The following is a 15256-nucleotide window of genomic DNA, read 5'->3' on the forward strand; positions in this document are numbered from 1 at the left end:
GGAGAACGTTGGGCGAGAAGAGTCCCAGGCGGGTCAGAGCCCCGGGCGCTGCACGAACCACGCCGACCCTGCGGACGGAACGGGCGCTGCTCGCCTCCGGGCCCCGGCTCGTCGCCGGCATGGACGAGGTCGGCCGGGGCGCGCTGGCAGGTCCCGTGAGCGTGGGCGTGGTCGTGATCGACGCGCGTACCCGCACGGCGCCGCAGGGGCTTGCCGACTCGAAGCTGCTGACGCCCGCCGCTCGCGAAGCGCTCGTGCCGCGCGTGCGCCGCTGGGCGCTGGCGTCCGCCGTCGGGCACGCCTCCGCGGCGGAGATCGACGCCCACGGGATCATCGCCGCGCTCCGGCTCGCCGGGCGGCGAGCGCTCCACGAGGCGCAGTCCCAGGTGGGCGCCGTCGACGTCGTCCTGCTCGACGGCAGGCACGACTGGTTGAGCGACCCGGTCCCCGACCTGTTCGCGTCCGGCGGTCTCGACACCCCTCCGGAGGGCGTCGGCGTCGCGAGCGATCCCGGCGCCTTTCGTGGCGGGCCGGACGTGGTCACCATGATCAAGGCCGACATGCGGTGCTCGTCGGTCGCCGGAGCGAGTGTGCTGGCGAAGGTCGAGCGGGACGCGATCCTGACCCGGCTCGCGGACGACCATCCGCACTACGGCTGGGAGAGCAACAAGGGCTACAGCGCGCCTGCCCACCTCGCGGCGCTGGTGAGCCACGGGCCCAGCGTGCTGCACCGGCGGTCGTGGAACCTCCCGGGTGCGATGATGGCCGGGTGAGTGCCGAAGACCTCGAGAACTACGAGACCGACATGGAGCTCGCGCTCTATCGCGAGTACCGGGACGTGGTGAGCCTGTTCTCGTACGTGGTGGAGACCGAGCGCCGGTTCTATCTCGCCAACCAGGTGGATCTGCAGGTGCGGTCCGCTGCGGGCGAGGTGTACTTCGAGCTGCGGATGGCCGACGCGTGGGTGTGGGACGTGTACCGGTCGGCGCGGTTCGTGAAGTCCGTGCGGGTGGTGACGTTCAAGGACGTCAACGTCGAAGAGCTGGCCAAGGCCGAACTGACGCTCTGAACGGATCTGGTCGGATGGTCCTCGCCGGTGGAACTCGGCGGGGGAGACGCCGACCGATGGCTGTGGACGACGCTCCTCGTGCACCGGCACTGAGTCGTACCCCTCCGTGGACGGGGGAGGTGGCGCAGGCTGGTCGTGGAGGTGGGGCGGATGCGAACCAAGGACGAGGTCGGCCGCAGCGGCGAACGGATAGCGCTGGCACATGTCGAGGCGCGCGGATGGACCGTGCTCGCGACGAACTGGCGGTGCGGGCGTCTCGGCGAGGTCGACATCGTCGCGCTCGACGGCGACGTGCTCGTGGTGGTCGAGGTCAAGACCCGGTCCGGACCCGGGTTCGGGCACCCGAGCGAGGCGGTGACGGGCGCGAAGCTGGCCCGGCTGCGCCTCCTGGCCGGACGATGGGCCGGAGTGCACCGGCAGGCCGTCGAGCGCGCGTGCGTTCGTGAGCGCTCGGACCTGCCACGTCGCTGGTCCGCGGTGCGGATCGACGTGATCGCGGTGATGCTGCCGGCCGGCGCCGCGCCGGTCGTCGAGCACCTGGAGGCGGTGCTCTGATGGGCATCGCGACGACGACCGCGGTCTCGCTCGTCGGGCTGGACGGTCACATGGTGCAGGTGCAAGCACACCTGAGCGCCACCGTGCCGGGCTTCACCGTCGTCGGCCTGCCGGACGCCGCGCTCAGCGAGTCGCGGGACCGTGTCCGCGCCGCCGTGACGTCCACCGGTCTGACCTGGCCGGTCCGGAAGATCACGGTGAACCTCTCGCCGGCGGGACTGCGCAAGCGGGGCAGCGGCTACGACCTCGCCGTGGCGGTCTCCGTGCTCGCCGGGGCGGGGGAGATTCCGGCGGGGCAGGTGGATCGGGTGGTGCACATCGGTGAGCTGGGCCTGGACGGGCGCGTGCATCCCGTGCGCGGGGTGCTCCCGGCAGTGGCCGCCGCGGTGGAGGCCGGTTTCGAGCGGGTGGTCGTCGCCGCGGCCGACGCCGAGGAGGCGCGGCTCGTGCCGGGAGCGTCCGTGGTGGGGGTGGCGAGCCTCGCCGAGGCGGTCGTGCTGCACGGGGGCGACGACAAGCTCGTGCGAGGCGTCGAGCCGGTTCGCAAGGAGCCGGCGGGCACGTCCCGGCGATCCGCCGGGGACCTGTCCGACGTCGTGGGGCAGTCCGATGCCCGCCGGGCGCTGGAGATCGCGGCGGCCGGGGGCCACCATCTGTTCCTGGTCGGGCCACCGGGTGCCGGGAAGACGATGCTCGCCTCGCGGCTCCCGGGAATTCTGCCGGACCTGACCGACACCGAGGCGGTCGAGGTCACGGCCGTGCATTCGGTGGCGGGGTCGTTCGACCCGGCCGGAGGCCTGATCCGGCGGCCGCCGTACGAGGACCCGCATCACACGGCGACCGCTGCGGCGGTGATCGGGGGTGGGAGCGGGATACCGCGTCCCGGGGCCGTGACGCGGGCACATCGCGGGGTGTTGTTCCTGGACGAGGCCGCGGAGTTCCGGCCCAGCGTGCTGGAGACGCTGCGGCAGCCGTTGGAGCGCGGCGAGCTGACGGTGCACCGGTCGGGAGGCTCGGTGCGGTATCCGGCACGGTTCCAGATGGTGCTGGCGGCGAACCCGTGCCCGTGTGGTCAGGCGATCGGGAAGGGGCTGCGGTGCACGTGCACGCCGATGATGCGGCGGCGGTACCTGGGCCGGCTGTCCGGCCCGCTGCTGGACCGCGTCGACCTCCAGGTCGATGTGCTGCCTGTCGATCCGGCCGAGCGGGCCGCGGGGCCCGGGGAATCGACGGCCGTCGTCGCGCAGCGCGTGCTGGCGGCTCGCCAGGCGGCGCGCGACCGGTTGTGGGGCACCGGGTGGACGACCAATGCCGAGATCCCGGGGGCGTGGCTGCGAGAGCGCGTCGAGCCGGGCGGGAAGATCGACCAGATCGTCACGACCGCACTGTCCTCGGGGTTGCTGAGCCTGCGGGGTGTGGACAGGGTGCTCCGTGTCGCGTGGACGCTGGCGGACCTGCACGGCAAGAGCTCACCCGGACCGGACGAGGTGAACGAGGCCGTCGCGCTGCGAGGTGGTCCCCGTGCCTGAGGGACTCTCCGATCTGCCCCGGTTCCCCATCGACACCATGGACGAGCGGATGGCGCGGGCGGCGTGGAGCAGACTTGCCGAACCGGCCGACGTCGTCGCGGGGGCGCTCGTCGGCGCGCTGGGAGCAGGGCCTGCGCTCGGGTGGCTCGTCGAGGCGGTCCGCGCGCCCGCGGCCGCCTCGGCAGAACTGGCCCGGATGGAGGCCGGGCAGCGCGTGGCCCGGACCCTGTCGGACGACGTGGACGCGGACGGCGGGGGCGGTCGCGGACGCCCCGGCGGCGGCGAGAGCGGCAGCGGTGGTGGCGGCGCGCGCGGTGGCCGCGGTGGCGCCGGTAGCGGTGGCAGCGGCGGCCGGGGTGGCAGCGGTGGGCGTCGCGCCCCGGGCTCGTCCGCGCGTGTACTCATGGCCGGGGTGCGCCGCTGGGCACAGCGTCTGGAGAGCCTCGACCCGGCGCGTGATCTGGAGGCGCTGGAGCGGCTCGGTGGGACGCTGCTCGTGCCGGGAGAACCGGGATGGCCGGAGCCCCTGGCCGCGCTCGGGTCGGCGGCGCCGACGGCGTTGTGGGTGCGCGGCCGGGCGGACCTGGCCGGTCTGACACGGCGCTCGGTGTCGCTGGTCGGGGCGCGAGCCTCGACCGGGTACGGCGAGGCCGTCGCGCAGGAGATGGCGCGCGGGCTGGTGGGCCGGGGGTTCACCGTGGTCTCCGGAGGCGCGTACGGGATCGACGCCGTCGCGCACCGCGCGACGCTCGCGGTGGGCGGAAGCACGGTGGTGCTCCTGGCATCCGGTGTCGACCGGTTGTACCCGGCGGCGAACAGCCGGCTGATGCGGGCCGCGCTGAAGGACGGCGCCGTGGTCTCCGAGGTTCCTCCGGGGTCCGTGCCCTTCCGGCAGCGGTTCCTGGCCCGTAACCGGATCATCGCGGCCCTCGGCGGTGCGACCGTCGTCGTCGAGGCCGCCCGTCGCTCCGGGGCGCTGTCGACGGCGAACCACGCGACCTCGATCGCGCGGCCCGTGGGGGCCGTGCCCGGACCGGTGACCTCCATGGCGTCCACCGGATGCCACGACCTGCTGCGTTCGGGCGCCGCCGTGTGCGTCACCGACGACGCGGAGGCCGCCGAGCTCGCCGGCGACCTGATGGCGGACGCGGTCCCGGAACCGGCCGTGGAGCAGCGGCCGGAGGACGGCCTCGACCCGGTCGCGCGCCAGGTGCTCGACGCACTGCCCGTGCGCCAGGCCGCGCCCGTCGAGTCCGTCGCCACCGTGGCTGGCCTCGGCGTTCCCGACGTCCGGGCGAAGCTGGGCAGCCTGCTGATCAAAGGCCTCGCCGAGAAGGACGCGGGGTCCTGGCGCCGTGCCCGCCCGCCGAGGACGAGCTGAGGTCGTGGGTGTGGTGCGGGGGCGAGCGGGTCTGCGGACGGATGCGCCCGGGCGCGGCATGCCCGGGCGACAGGGCCCGCGCACGGGAACCGTTCAGGGATGGTCGAAACGTCTTGTCCGGCCGGGGCCGTCTCCGTAGTGTTCCGGCACCGTTCGTCCTTGCCGGGACGAGGAGTCCGAGCCCTTCGAGGAGAGGTCCACATGCGTACGACAATCCTGCCGCGCATGGCCGCCGTGGCGGCCGCCGTGCTCGTGTCGGTCACAGGCCTGACCGGCGTCGCGAACGCATGGGCAGGTGAGAACGCAGGGGCGGGTGAGAACGCAGGGGCGGGTGAGACGGCCTCGATCGAGGCCGCCGCCTACCCGCACTGCAACGGCAGCAAGGCGGTGCGGAAGGGGTCGTACGCGACGACGCAGCCGTACTACACCGCCACAGGATCGCGGAACTGTCAGCTCACGAGAGGCGACAGCGGAAGTGGCGTCCGAGCCCTCCAGTCGGCGATGAACGCCTGCTACGGCACGGGGCTGGTGACCGACGGCGTCTTCGGCGAAAACACGGAGGAGGCCGTGAAGAAGGTCCAGATCGCCGTCGGCGCCGAGGTCGACGGTTACTACGGGCCCGAGACCCGCGACGCCATGCGGTGGCCGCTCACCGGAGGCGGCGGCTGCAGCAGGATCTGATCGCCCGGCCCGAGCGAGCTCGCCGAGGGCCGCGGTGACACGCCGCCTGACGTGCGCCGGGAATCGAGGGGGCGGCAGCAAACTGGAATACGTGGACCTTACGGACCTGTCCGGCTTGCCGAGGCTTCCCGCCGACGTCGACGAGGCGGTGAGCCGATTCGCCACGCATCTCGACACCCAGCGCGGCCTTTCCGCGCACACACGACGCGCCTACCTCGCGGACGTGACGGACCTGCTCCGGTACGCCGCCCGGCACGGGCGGCGGTCGCTCGGCGCACTCGATCTCGCGACGCTCCGCGGCTGGCTCGCCGCGCAGTCGGACCGGGGCCTCGCACGGTCCACGCTCGCGCGCCGCGGGGCCTCCGCTCGGGCGTTCCTGCGCTGGGCCGCGAACGCCGGCCTCGTCGACGAAGACGTCTCCGCGCGGTTGGCGAGCCCGAAGGTGCCGCGGACGTTGCCGACAGTTCTCGACGTCGACGACGCGGCCCGACTGCTCGATACCGCGCGGGAAGGCGCACACGGCGCGGAGGGCGCCGCCCGGCCTGCCGCGCTGCGCGCCTGGGTCGCCGCCGAACTGCTCTACGGGGCCGGGATCCGGGTGGGTGAACTCGTCTCGGTCGACGTCGGCCAGGTCGACGAGCGGGAGCGTCTGGTGCGGGTGCTGGGCAAGGGGGGCAAGGAGCGGGTCGTGCCCTTCGGCGTCCCGGCCGCACGTGCCGTGCGCGAGTGGCTGGCCGAGGGGCGGCCCGAACTCGCGACCGCCACTACCGGCGACGCGTTCCTGGTGGGGGAGAGGGGCGGGCGATGGGGGCAACGGCAGGTGCGTGAAGCGGTCCACCGGCTCGCGGCGCTGGCAGGCGTCCAGGACGTCGCACCTCACGCGTTGCGCCACTCGGCGGCTACCCACCTCCTGCAGGGTGGTTCGGACCTGCGGTCCGTCCAGGAGGTTCTCGGGCACGCGAGCCTGGCCACGACGCAGCGCTACACCCATGTGGACGCCGACCGCCTGCGCGCGGTCTACGCGCAGGCGTTCCCCCGAGCGTGACGCGCGTGTCCGGCCGCACGCCCGGCCGGAGCGACGGGCTCGGAGCGTTCAGCCGTCGGGGAGCAGCACGACGGCCGGACGCTCCGTGAGCAGCAGGGCGAGGGGATCGATGTACCGTTCCCCGTTCCGGACGCCCCAGTGGACACAGAGCTCACGGCCGCAGTGACCCGGTCCCGCCGCGACCCTGCCGACCGGTTCGCCGGCGTCCACCGGCGTGCCGGCCGGTACCGCCGGGGTCACCGGTTCGAGACTGGACCGCAACCCGTCCGCATGCTCCACGACGACGACACCCCGGCCGGCGACCATGCCGGCGAACGCCACTCTTCCCGGCGCGGGCGAGGAGATCTCCTGGCCCGCGGTCATGGCGAGGTCCACGCCACGATGGCCCGCGCCCCACGGACTCTCCGGTGCGTCGAACGTGCGCAGGACGCCGCCCGGTACCCGCGTACCGCCCACGGGCGACACGTACCCGGCCGGACTCGCAGGCGGTCCGCCGTTTCCCCGACGGGTCGCCGGGTGATCGTTCGCCGGGTGACCGCTCGCCGTGACGTCCTCCCGGCCCTCGGCGTGAGGACCGCCGATCCCGTAGGCAGGGTTGGCGGGTAGGACGACGAGCGCGAGGGTCAGGAGCATCGCGGCGACAAGGTTCATGGCACGAGCCTGACGTGAGGATCATGGATCCGCGGCGGGCGCCGGGGCGGGGTGTGCATCATCTGAGCCGTCCACGGAATCGGGTCGGTGTCGCGCGGCGTCACGTTCCCGGGGCGGCACGGACGGACCGCCCGTGCCGCCGGAGGCCGTGCCGATCCTGACGCGCACGGCATCGTCCCGGAGACGTCGGGCGCGACCGGTGCGGTCCTGGCCCATGGCACCATGACGCCGTGAGCACCACTCCCGCCAACGGCTCCCGGATTCCCTCCCGGCTCGTGCTGATGCTCGTGCTGACCTTCACCACCGGGATCATCGACGCCGTCGGCTACCTGGGGCTCGACCGCGTCTTCATCGCGAACATGACCGGCAACGTGGTGATCCTCGGGATGGCGCTCGCGGGGGGCGACGACCTTCCCGTCGCCGGGCCGCTCCTCGCGCTCGGCGCGTTCTTCGCCGGTGCGCTGCTCGGCGGTCGCCTGACCAACGCCGCGCCGCGGGACTGGGCCCGGGCCTCGACCATCGCCTTCGCGGCCACGGGGACGGTCGCGACCGTGCTGGGCGTGGCTGCCATGGTCGAGCCGCCTGTCGAGGGGACGCCGTGGGGCTTCTCCGTGACCGGTGTGCTCGCCGTCGCGATGGGCCTCCAGGCCGCCGCCGCCCGGCGGATCGCGGTGAAGGACGTCACGACGGTCGTGGTCACCTCGACGCTCACGGGGCTCGCGGCGGACTCCCGTCTCGCCCAGGGCAGTGGCGAGAACTGGGCGCGTCGTCTCCTGGCGGTGGTGCTGATCCTCGCCGGCGCCGCCGTCGGCGCCGTCCTCCTGAACGTCGCCGGTGATGCGGGTGTGGGCCTGGGGATGCTGGTGGCGGGTCTCGGTAGCCTCGCGGTCACCGTGATCGGGCACCTCCGGCACCGTTGACCCGGCCGCGGCGGGCGGGGGCCACGCGGCATCGCGCGGATCACAGGCGGCGGCCCGTCCGGCACCGTGGTCGTCCGGTAGACTTCGAGCCGCGATCGGCGTGCCGAGCAAGCGACTCACCGATCGACATCGCGCGTCACGTGTGCCCGTCACGGCAGCGGTCCGCCCCGGCTCCGGCCAGGGTGGCGCCGGGCGGGGTGACGCCAGGGACGGCCGTCAGCCGGCGGTCGTCACGCAACCGGAAACCGCGGCGGGAGCGAGAGCTGCCGCCGCCTGATCGTGTGCACCGGCACGGGCGGAGCCCTGCGGTGCACCGGAAGGACGTGTCATGGCCGTCGTGTCCATGCGTCAGCTCCTCGAGAGCGGTGTCCACTTCGGGCACCAGACCCGCCGTTGGAACCCGAAGATGAAGCGCTTCATCTTCACGGAGCGCAACGGCATCTACATCGTCGACCTCCAGCAGTCGCTGTCGTACATCGACGGTGCCTACGAGTTCGTCAAGGAGACCGTCGCCCACGGCGGCACCATCCTGTTCGTCGGCACGAAGAAGCAGGCGCAGGAAGCGGTCGCCGAGCAGGCCGCGCGCGTCGGCATGCCGTACGTGAACCACCGCTGGCTGGGCGGCATGCTCACCAACTTCTCGACCGTGCACAAGCGCCTGCAGCGCCTCAAGGAGCTCGAGGAGATCGACTTCGACGACGTCGCCGGCTCCGGTCTCACCAAGAAGGAGCTCCTGGTGCTGCGCCGTGAGAAGGACAAGCTCACGCGCACGCTCGGCGGTATCCGTGACATGGCCAAGGTCCCCTCGGCCGTGTGGATCGTCGACACGAACAAGGAGCACCTCGCGGTCGACGAGGCTCGCAAGCTGGGCATCCCGATCGTGGCGATCCTCGACACCAACTGCGACCCCGACATGGTCGACTACGCCATCCCCGGTAACGACGACGCCATCCGCTCCGTCAGCCTGCTGACCCGCGTGATCGCCGACGCCGCCGCCGAAGGCCTCATGAAGCGTCACTCCGGCAAGACCGGTGCCGAGGAGGAGGCCACCGCCGAGGCCGAGCCGCTGGCCGAGTGGGAGCGCGAGCTCCTGTCGGGCGAGGCCAAGGCCGCCGAGGGTGAGACCGCTCCGGCCGCCACGGAGGCGGCCGCCACGGAGGCTCCCGCCGAGCCGGCTCCCGCCGCGGAGGCCCCGGCCGCCACGGCCGAGACGCCCGCCGAGACGGACGCGCCCGCGGAGACCGAGGCGCCCGTCGCCGAGCCCACCGAGAAGTGACAGCCGACCTACCTGCACGGAGGACGAACGACAATGGCGAACTACACCGCCGCTGACATCAAGGCTCTGCGTGAGAAGACCGGCGCGGGCATGCTCGACGTCAAGAAGGCTCTCGACGAGGCCGACGGCAACGCCGAGAAGGCCGTCGAGATCATCCGCAAGAAGGGCCTCGCCCGCGCCGCCAAGCGCGAGGGCAACGCCACGTCCGAGGGTCTCGTCGTGGCCAAGGTCTCGGACACCGCCGACGGCCAGGTCGCGACGATGATCGAGCTGAACGCCGAGACGGACTTCGTCGTGAAGAACGAGAAGTTCATCGCTCTGGCAGACGCCGTTCTCGAGGCCGCCGCGGCCGCGGGCGCGGCGGACGAGGTCGCGGCCGCCGCCGCTCCTGCCGGCGACGGCACGGTCGCCGACCTGATCGCCGCCGAGGGGGCGACCCTGGGCGAGAAGGTCGTGCTGCGCCGGGTCGCGCGCGTCGAGGGCCCGAGGATCACGACCTACCTGCACCGGACGGCGAAGGACCTGCCGCCGAGCGTGGGCGTCGTCGTGGTGACCGACGAGGCCGGCGCCACCGTCGCCAGGGACGTGGCCCAGCACGTGGCCGCCCTGGCGCCGAAGTACCTGAACCGCGAGGAGGTTCCGGCCGACGTCGTCGAGAAGGAGCGCGAGATCGCGCGCGAGCGCTCGATCGCCGAGGGCAAGCCGGAGGCCGCGCTCCCGAAGATCGTCGAGGGCCGCCTGGGCGGCTTCTTCAAGGAGGTCGTGCTCCTGGACCAGCCGCTGGCCAAGGACCAGAAGACGACCGTCGGCAAGTACGTGGCCGACGCGAACGGCACGCTGCAGGCGTTCGTCCGCTTCCGCGTCGGTTCCTGACGCACACCAGGTGGCCCGGCTCGCGCACGCGCGGGCCGGGCCACCTGCGTATGGACGACGGCCGCGGCGCCGCGATCCGCGGAGGCGCGAGGCGGCGGCACGTGCGGCACGATTCTCAGGGAACCACCACCAACGAAGGGCGAGGCACGTGAGCGACCAGGACGACCGAAGCGGCAAGGAGCAGCGGCTGCTGCCCCCGGCGGCCGCCATGACACCGCACGCGGCCACCGGCAGGGCCGTCGACTCCGAGGGCAGGCCCGCGCGCCGTGTGCTCCTGAAGCTCTCCGGTGAGGCGTTCGGTGGCGGCAGTGTCGGCCTGGACGCGGGAGTCGTCCGGCGGATCGCCGCCGAGGTGGGTGCCGCGGTACGCAGTGGCATCCAGGTGGCGATCGTGGTCGGCGGCGGGAACTTCTTCCGCGGTGCCGAGCTCAGCCAGGCGGGCATGGACCGGGCGCGCGCCGACTACATGGGCATGCTCGGCACGGTGATGAACTGCCTCGCCCTGCAGGACTTCCTCGAGCAGGCCGGGGTCACCACCCGGGTCCAGACGGCCATCGCCATGGGGCAGGTCGCCGAGCCCTACATCCCGCTGCGAGCGATCCGGCACCTGGAGAAGGGGCGCGTGGTGGTGTTCGGCGCGGGCGCCGGCCTGCCCTACTTCTCGACGGACACGGTCTCCGTCCAGCGCGCGCTGGAGACGCACTGCGAGCAGGTCCTGATGGGCAAGAACGGCGTCGACGGGGTCTACGACGCCGACCCGCGCAAGGTGCCCGACGCGCGCAGGCTCGACCACGTCACCTACACCGAGGCCCTCGTGAAGGGCCTGGCGGTGATGGACGCCACCGCGTTGAGCATGTGCCGTGACAACGACGTGCAGATGCGGGTCTTCGGCATGGAGGGCGACGGCAACGTGACGCGCGTCCTGCAGGGCGAGCCCCTCGGCACCCTCGTCACCGCACGATAGGGCTACCCGCTCAGTTCGCCCGTTCGGACTAGAGTGACCTAGCAGTGCCCCAACGGACCAGCAGCAAGAGACAGGAGCAGCGGTGATCGACGAGACACTTCTCGAAGCCGAGGAGAAGATGGAGAAGGCGATCGAGGTCGCCAAGGAGGATTTCGCGGGGATCCGTACCGGGCGCGCGAACGCCGGCATGTTCAACAAGATCGTCGTCGACTACTACGGGGCTCCGACGCCGCTGCAGCAGCTCGCGTCGTTCAACATCCCGGACGCGCGCACGGTGCTGATCTCCCCGTTCGACAAGGGCTCGATGACCACCATCGAGAAGGCCCTGCGCGAGTCGGATCTCGGCGTCAACCCGTCGAACGACGGCAACGCGATCCGCGTCGTCATGCCGACCCTCACCGAGGAGCGGCGCCGCGACTACGTGAAGCTCGCCAAGCAGAAGGCGGAGGAGGCGCGCGTCGTCGTGCGCAACGTGCGCCGCAAGGCCAAGGACACGCTCGACCGCATCGTCAAGGACGGCGAGGCGGGCGAGGACGAGGTGGCTCGCGCGGAGAAGGATCTCGAGGCCCTGACCAAGCGCCACGTCGAAGCCGTGGACGCGCTGCTCGCGGGCAAGGAGAGCGAGCTGCTCGAGGTCTGATGGACCGCCGACTCCAGCCCAGTACCGCCCAGCCCGCACCCTTTCCGAGCGAGGTCCCGATGCCACGGTCGCCCGAGCCGGCCGCAGGCCGGACGTCGCGCGCCGGCCGTAACCTGCCGGCCGCCATCGCCGTCGGCCTCCTCCTGCTCGCGGCGGTCGCCGCGTCGTTGTACTGGCGGCCGGAGCCGTTCCTCGCGTTCGAGGCCGTGCTCATGTGGGCGGGTCTGTGGGAACTGCGGCAGGCGTTCGCCCGCCGCCAGTTGCGGCTGCCGATGACACCGCTCTTCGCGGGCTCGGTCGGGATGCTGGTCTCGGCCTACTACGGCGGCGCCGAGGCGCTGCTCGTCGCATTCATGCTCACGGTGGGTGCGTGCGTGGTGTGGCGGGCGCTGGACGGCTCGGGGACGACGGCGGTCCGTGACGCGGCCGCGGCCACGTTCGGCGCGGCCTATCTGCCCTTCCTCGCCGGGTTCGTCGCGCTCATGCTCGCGCAGCCCGACGGCGAGCTCCGCGTGGCCCTGTTCGTGCTCCTGGCGGTGGCGAACGATACCGGAGGCTACATCGCCGGCGTGCTGCTCGGCCGGCACCCGCTCGCTCCGACCGTCAGCCCGAAGAAGTCCTGGGAGGGCCTCATGGGCTCCCTGGTGCTCGCCTCGGCGGTGGGCGTGCTCGGCGCGGTCTACGGGCTGGGCGTCGATCCGTGGGTGGGCGTGATCCTGGGCGTGCTGACGGCTGTGACGGCGACCATCGGCGATCTGGCCGAGTCCCTTCTCAAGCGCGACCTAGAATTGAAGGACATGGGTTCGCTGCTCCCGGGGCACGGGGGCGTGCTCGACCGGTTGGACTCACTCCTGCTGACCGCGCCCTTCGTCTACCTCGTGCTCTCGGTGGTTGCCTGATGCCTGTTCCGTCCTCTGCCTCGCAGGTCCGTCCCGGTGACGAGACCCGGCCCATACCGCTCCAGATGGCGCCGCGCCGGAGAGGCAAGCCGCCGCGCCACTTCGCCGACCTGACCCCGGCCGAGCGGGTGGCCTCCGTGGTGGAGGCGGGGGAGAAGCCGTTCCGGGCCAAGCAGCTCGCCACGCACTACTTCACGCACTTCACGTCCGACCCGGACGAGATGACCGATCTGCCGGCCGCGAGCCGAACCGCGCTCGCCGAGACGATGTTCCCGCCGCTCATCCGGCCCACCAAGGTCATGGAGGCCGACGGCGGAACGACGGTCAAGACGCTCTGGCACCTGTTCGACGACGCCAAGGTCGAGTCGGTGCTGATGCGGTACCCGCACCGCACCACGCTGTGCGTGTCGAGCCAGGCGGGCTGCGGAATGGCGTGCCCGTTCTGCGCCACCGGCCAGCTCGGCCTGACCAGGAACCTGTCCACCGCGGAGATCCTCGAGCAGGTACGGGCCGCGTTCCGCGCACTGGACCGGGGAGAGATTCCTGGAGGCCCCGCACGGCTGAACAACCTGGTCTTCATGGGCATGGGTGAGCCGCTGGCGAACTACAAGGCGATCATCGAGACCGTCCGAACGCTCGTCGCCCCGCAGCCGGACGGCCTGGGCATGAGCGCGCGCAACGTCACGGTCTCGACGGTGGGGCTGGTTCCCGCCATGCGCAAGCTGGCGGACGAGGGCATCCCCGTCACGCTGGCGCTGAGCCTGCACGCGCCCGACGACGACCTGCGCAGCGAACTCGTCCCGATCAACACGCGGTGGAGCGTCGACGAGGCGATCGACGCCGCCCGGCACTACTACGAGGTCACCGGCCGTCGCGTGTCGATCGAGTACGCCCTCATCAAGGACATGAACGACCACGGCTGGCGCGCCGACCTTCTCGGGAAGAAGCTCAACGCCCGCGGCAAGGGCTGGGTCCACGTCAATCCGATCCCGTTGAACCCGACTCCCGGCTCGATCTGGACCGCCAGTGATCGTGAGGTCGAGGACGAGTTTGTGGCACGATTGCGCGGGCAGGGGATTCCCACGACGATCCGGGACACACGCGGTAGCGACATCGACGGCGCCTGCGGACAGCTGGCCGCTGAGGAGGACGACGAGTGAGTGGTGGCATGTTCAACAACGTTCCCCCGTATCGCACCGGTTACGCCAGGGACGAGGTGGACGAGTTCTTCGAGCACGCCCGCCAGGCCTACGAAGGCCGCACCGCTGAGCGCGTGACGAGCGCCGACATCCAGGCCTCGACGTTCGATCTGGTCCGGGGCGGCTACAACACGCACGAGGTCGACGCGGCGCTCGACCGTCTCGAGGCCGCGTTCATCGCGCGGCAGCGTGCGGAGTACGTGTCCGCGAACGGCCAGCAGGCCTGGATGAACGCGCTCGCCGAGCGAGCCCGGACGCTGTACGGCCGTCTGGGCAGGCCCGACGGCGAGAAGTTCGCGCCCGCCGAGCGTGGGCAGCAGGGCTACAACATGGACGACGTCGACGACCTGTGCGACCGGCTCGTCGGCTATTTCGACCGGCAGGAGCCGCTGACGGCCGCCGAGGTGCGCTCGGCGACCTTCGGCCGTGCCCGAGGGCCGGAGGCGTACGAGGAGGCTTCCGTGGACGCGTTCTTCTCGCGAGCGGTGGAGGTTCTCCTCGGCGTCGAGTGACGCCGCAGACCGGCGTGCGCGACGCCGCGCCGCCCCACCGCGACGCCGGCGAGCGGGGCCCGTCTCCTAGGCTGTCCTCGTCGAGCGCGGAGACCCCGCGCGGCGGTACCTCATCGAGGAGGCATGCATGAAGCTGGACGGAGCATCGGCGATCGTCACGGGCGGGGCGTCGGGCCTCGGGTTCGCGACGGCGCGGGCGTTGGCCGACGACGGGGCATCGGTGATCCTGGTGGACCTGTCCTCGTCACGTGGCGCGGAGGCCGCGCGGGAGATCGGGCCGCGTGCCCGGTTCGTCGCGGCGGACGTCACCAGCGAGGAACAGGTGCGGGCGGCGGTGGACGCGGCGCGGGAGGCCGGTCCGCTGCGTGTCGTCGTGAACTGCGCGGGGATCGCCACGGCGGGGCGGACCGTCGGGCGCGAGGGTCCGGCACCGCTCGATGTCTTCGAACGCACGGTGCGCGTGAACCTGGTCGGGACGTTCAACGTGACACGCCTCGCGGCGGCGGCGATGGCCGCCGACGAGCCGGGCACGGGCCAGGTCCCCGGCGGTCCGGAGACCCCCGAGCGGGGCGTCGTCGTCTGCACGGCCTCGGTGGCCGCGTACGACGGCCAGATCGGGCAGGCGGCGTACGCGGCGTCCAAGGGCGGTATCGCGTCGATGACCCTGCCGATGGCCCGGGACCTGTCCAAGCTGCTGATCCGCGTCGTGACGGTGGCGCCCGGCATCATGCAGACCCCGATGATGGCAGGAATGCCGGACGACGTTCAGGCCAGCCTCGCGGCGCAGGTCCCGCACCCGTCGCGCCTCGGCTCCCCGGCGGAGTACGCAGCCCTGGTCCGCCAGATCGTCGCCAACCCGCTGATCAACGGTGAGGTCATCCGTCTCGACGGCGCGATCCGCATGCAGCCCAAGTGAGGCCGGCGGTCGAGGCGGGGACGGCTGCGCCACCCCGTCCCGACCGTGTGAGGTACGCCGGACACGGCACGCTGTGGGCCGAACGCCGCACGGAACGCGGGCACCGCACGCCCGTCCGGAACCCGGCCACGGAACGCCGGGGCCGG

The 15256-nt window shown here is 72.5% G+C and carries 17 protein-coding genes; 16 read left to right on the forward strand and 1 reads right to left on the reverse strand.

Features of this window, described 5'->3' with window-relative positions; translation table 11 throughout:
- The first annotated feature begins 8 nt into the window (after nt 1-8).
- From rnhB to J0911_RS13420, 7 genes are all read left to right on the forward strand, one after another.
- A complete protein-coding gene (gene rnhB, locus J0911_RS13390; RefSeq protein WP_242636705.1) occupies nt 9-773 on the forward strand; it encodes a ribonuclease HII in 765 nt (254 codons plus the stop codon).
- Complete coding sequence (locus J0911_RS13395) at nt 770-1069, forward strand: DUF2469 domain-containing protein (RefSeq protein ID WP_192861150.1); 300 nt, start codon at nt 770-772, stop codon at nt 1067-1069. The genes rnhB and J0911_RS13395 overlap by 4 nt, the downstream gene beginning before the upstream one ends.
- Before the next feature lie 150 nt (nt 1070-1219).
- Nucleotides 1220-1624: a YraN family protein gene (locus tag J0911_RS13400; RefSeq protein ID WP_207275955.1), complete on the forward strand. Its 405-nt coding sequence runs from the start codon at nt 1220-1222 to the stop codon at nt 1622-1624.
- Nucleotides 1624-3153, forward strand: a complete 1530-nt coding sequence (locus J0911_RS13405) for a YifB family Mg chelatase-like AAA ATPase (protein WP_207275956.1) — start codon at nt 1624-1626, stop codon at nt 3151-3153. The genes J0911_RS13400 and J0911_RS13405 overlap by 1 nt, the downstream gene beginning before the upstream one ends.
- On the forward strand, nt 3146-4534 hold the full coding sequence (gene dprA, locus J0911_RS13410; RefSeq protein ID WP_307865076.1) for a DNA-processing protein DprA: 1389 nt from the start codon (nt 3146-3148) through the stop codon (nt 4532-4534). Before J0911_RS13405 ends, dprA begins: the two co-directional genes overlap by 8 nt.
- Before the next feature lie 201 nt (nt 4535-4735).
- Nucleotides 4736-5215 (forward strand): peptidoglycan-binding domain-containing protein, encoded by a 480-nt coding sequence (locus tag J0911_RS13415; RefSeq protein ID WP_207275957.1) that lies wholly within the window; start codon nt 4736-4738, stop codon nt 5213-5215.
- Between the two features lie 91 nt (nt 5216-5306).
- Entirely contained in the window at nt 5307-6260 is a 954-nt protein-coding gene (locus tag J0911_RS13420) for a tyrosine recombinase XerC (RefSeq protein ID WP_307865077.1), read from the forward strand.
- A 48-nt stretch (nt 6261-6308) separates the two neighbouring features.
- Here the strand turns inward: J0911_RS13420 and J0911_RS13425 are convergent, their stop codons facing one another.
- Nucleotides 6309-6911 carry a murein hydrolase activator EnvC family protein gene (locus tag J0911_RS13425; protein ID WP_242636706.1) on the reverse strand — a complete coding sequence of 201 codons (603 nt, stop codon included), beginning with the start codon at nt 6909-6911 and terminating at the stop codon, nt 6309-6311.
- 230 nt (nt 6912-7141) lie between these two features.
- Between J0911_RS13425 and J0911_RS13430 the strand changes: the two genes are divergently transcribed.
- From J0911_RS13430 to J0911_RS13470, 9 genes are all read left to right on the forward strand, one after another.
- Complete coding sequence (locus J0911_RS13430; RefSeq protein ID WP_307865078.1) at nt 7142-7831, forward strand: YoaK family protein; 690 nt, start codon at nt 7142-7144, stop codon at nt 7829-7831.
- Nucleotides 7832-8159: 328 nt separating this feature from the next.
- Complete coding sequence (rpsB, locus tag J0911_RS13435; protein ID WP_207275958.1) at nt 8160-9107, forward strand: 30S ribosomal protein S2; 948 nt, start codon at nt 8160-8162, stop codon at nt 9105-9107.
- A gap of 33 nt (nt 9108-9140) precedes the next feature.
- The gene (tsf, locus tag J0911_RS13440) at nt 9141-9980 is read left to right on the forward strand and encodes a translation elongation factor Ts (protein ID WP_207275959.1); all 840 of its coding nucleotides are present in this window, start codon (nt 9141-9143) and stop codon (nt 9978-9980) included.
- 208 nt (nt 9981-10188) lie between these two features.
- Nucleotides 10189-10944 carry a UMP kinase gene (gene pyrH / locus J0911_RS13445; RefSeq protein ID WP_207276002.1) on the forward strand — a complete coding sequence of 252 codons (756 nt, stop codon included), beginning with the start codon at nt 10189-10191 and terminating at the stop codon, nt 10942-10944.
- Between the two features lie 82 nt (nt 10945-11026).
- Entirely contained in the window at nt 11027-11584 is a 558-nt protein-coding gene (gene frr / locus J0911_RS13450) for a ribosome recycling factor (RefSeq protein WP_207275960.1), read from the forward strand.
- A gap of 59 nt (nt 11585-11643) precedes the next feature.
- On the forward strand, nt 11644-12483 hold the full coding sequence (locus J0911_RS13455; protein ID WP_207275961.1) for a phosphatidate cytidylyltransferase: 840 nt from the start codon (nt 11644-11646) through the stop codon (nt 12481-12483).
- A complete protein-coding gene (gene rlmN / locus J0911_RS13460) occupies nt 12483-13643 on the forward strand; it encodes a dual-specificity RNA methyltransferase RlmN (protein WP_207275962.1) in 1161 nt (386 codons plus the stop codon). The genes J0911_RS13455 and rlmN overlap by 1 nt, the downstream gene beginning before the upstream one ends.
- Nucleotides 13644-13651: 8 nt before the next feature.
- On the forward strand, nt 13652-14194 hold the full coding sequence (locus J0911_RS13465) for a DivIVA domain-containing protein (RefSeq protein ID WP_207275963.1): 543 nt from the start codon (nt 13652-13654) through the stop codon (nt 14192-14194).
- Between the two features lie 127 nt (nt 14195-14321).
- Nucleotides 14322-15110 carry an SDR family NAD(P)-dependent oxidoreductase gene (locus tag J0911_RS13470; RefSeq protein ID WP_207275964.1) on the forward strand — a complete coding sequence of 263 codons (789 nt, stop codon included), beginning with the start codon at nt 14322-14324 and terminating at the stop codon, nt 15108-15110.
- Nucleotides 15111-15256: the final 146 nt, after the last annotated feature.

It is taken from the genome of Myceligenerans salitolerans (assembly GCF_017349295.1).
Lineage (GTDB): Bacteria > Actinomycetota > Actinomycetes > Actinomycetales > Cellulomonadaceae > Myceligenerans > Myceligenerans salitolerans.

Excerpts from the sequence above, each read along its gene's own strand:
- J0911_RS13400 (WP_207275955.1), top strand. The coding sequence starts at position 1,220 with ATGCGAACCAAGGACGAGGTCGGCCGCAGCGGCGAACGGATAGCGCTG.
- J0911_RS13470 (WP_207275964.1), top strand. The coding sequence starts at position 14,322 with ATGAAGCTGGACGGAGCATCGGCGATCGTCACGGGCGGGGCGTCGGGC.
- rlmN (WP_207275962.1), top strand. The coding sequence starts at position 12,483 with ATGCCTGTTCCGTCCTCTGCCTCGCAGGTCCGTCCCGGTGACGAGACC.
- J0911_RS13415 (WP_207275957.1), top strand. The coding sequence starts at position 4,736 with ATGCGTACGACAATCCTGCCGCGCATGGCCGCCGTGGCGGCCGCCGTG.
- J0911_RS13455 (WP_207275961.1), top strand. The coding sequence starts at position 11,644 with ATGCCACGGTCGCCCGAGCCGGCCGCAGGCCGGACGTCGCGCGCCGGC.
- J0911_RS13465 (WP_207275963.1), top strand. The coding sequence starts at position 13,652 with ATGTTCAACAACGTTCCCCCGTATCGCACCGGTTACGCCAGGGACGAG.
- pyrH (WP_207276002.1), top strand. The coding sequence starts at position 10,189 with ATGACACCGCACGCGGCCACCGGCAGGGCCGTCGACTCCGAGGGCAGG.
- J0911_RS13405 (WP_207275956.1), top strand. The coding sequence starts at position 1,624 with ATGGGCATCGCGACGACGACCGCGGTCTCGCTCGTCGGGCTGGACGGT.
- J0911_RS13425 (WP_242636706.1), bottom strand. The coding sequence starts at position 6,911 with ATGAACCTTGTCGCCGCGATGCTCCTGACCCTCGCGCTCGTCGTCCTA.
- tsf (WP_207275959.1), top strand. The coding sequence starts at position 9,141 with ATGGCGAACTACACCGCCGCTGACATCAAGGCTCTGCGTGAGAAGACC.
- rpsB (WP_207275958.1), top strand. The coding sequence starts at position 8,160 with ATGGCCGTCGTGTCCATGCGTCAGCTCCTCGAGAGCGGTGTCCACTTC.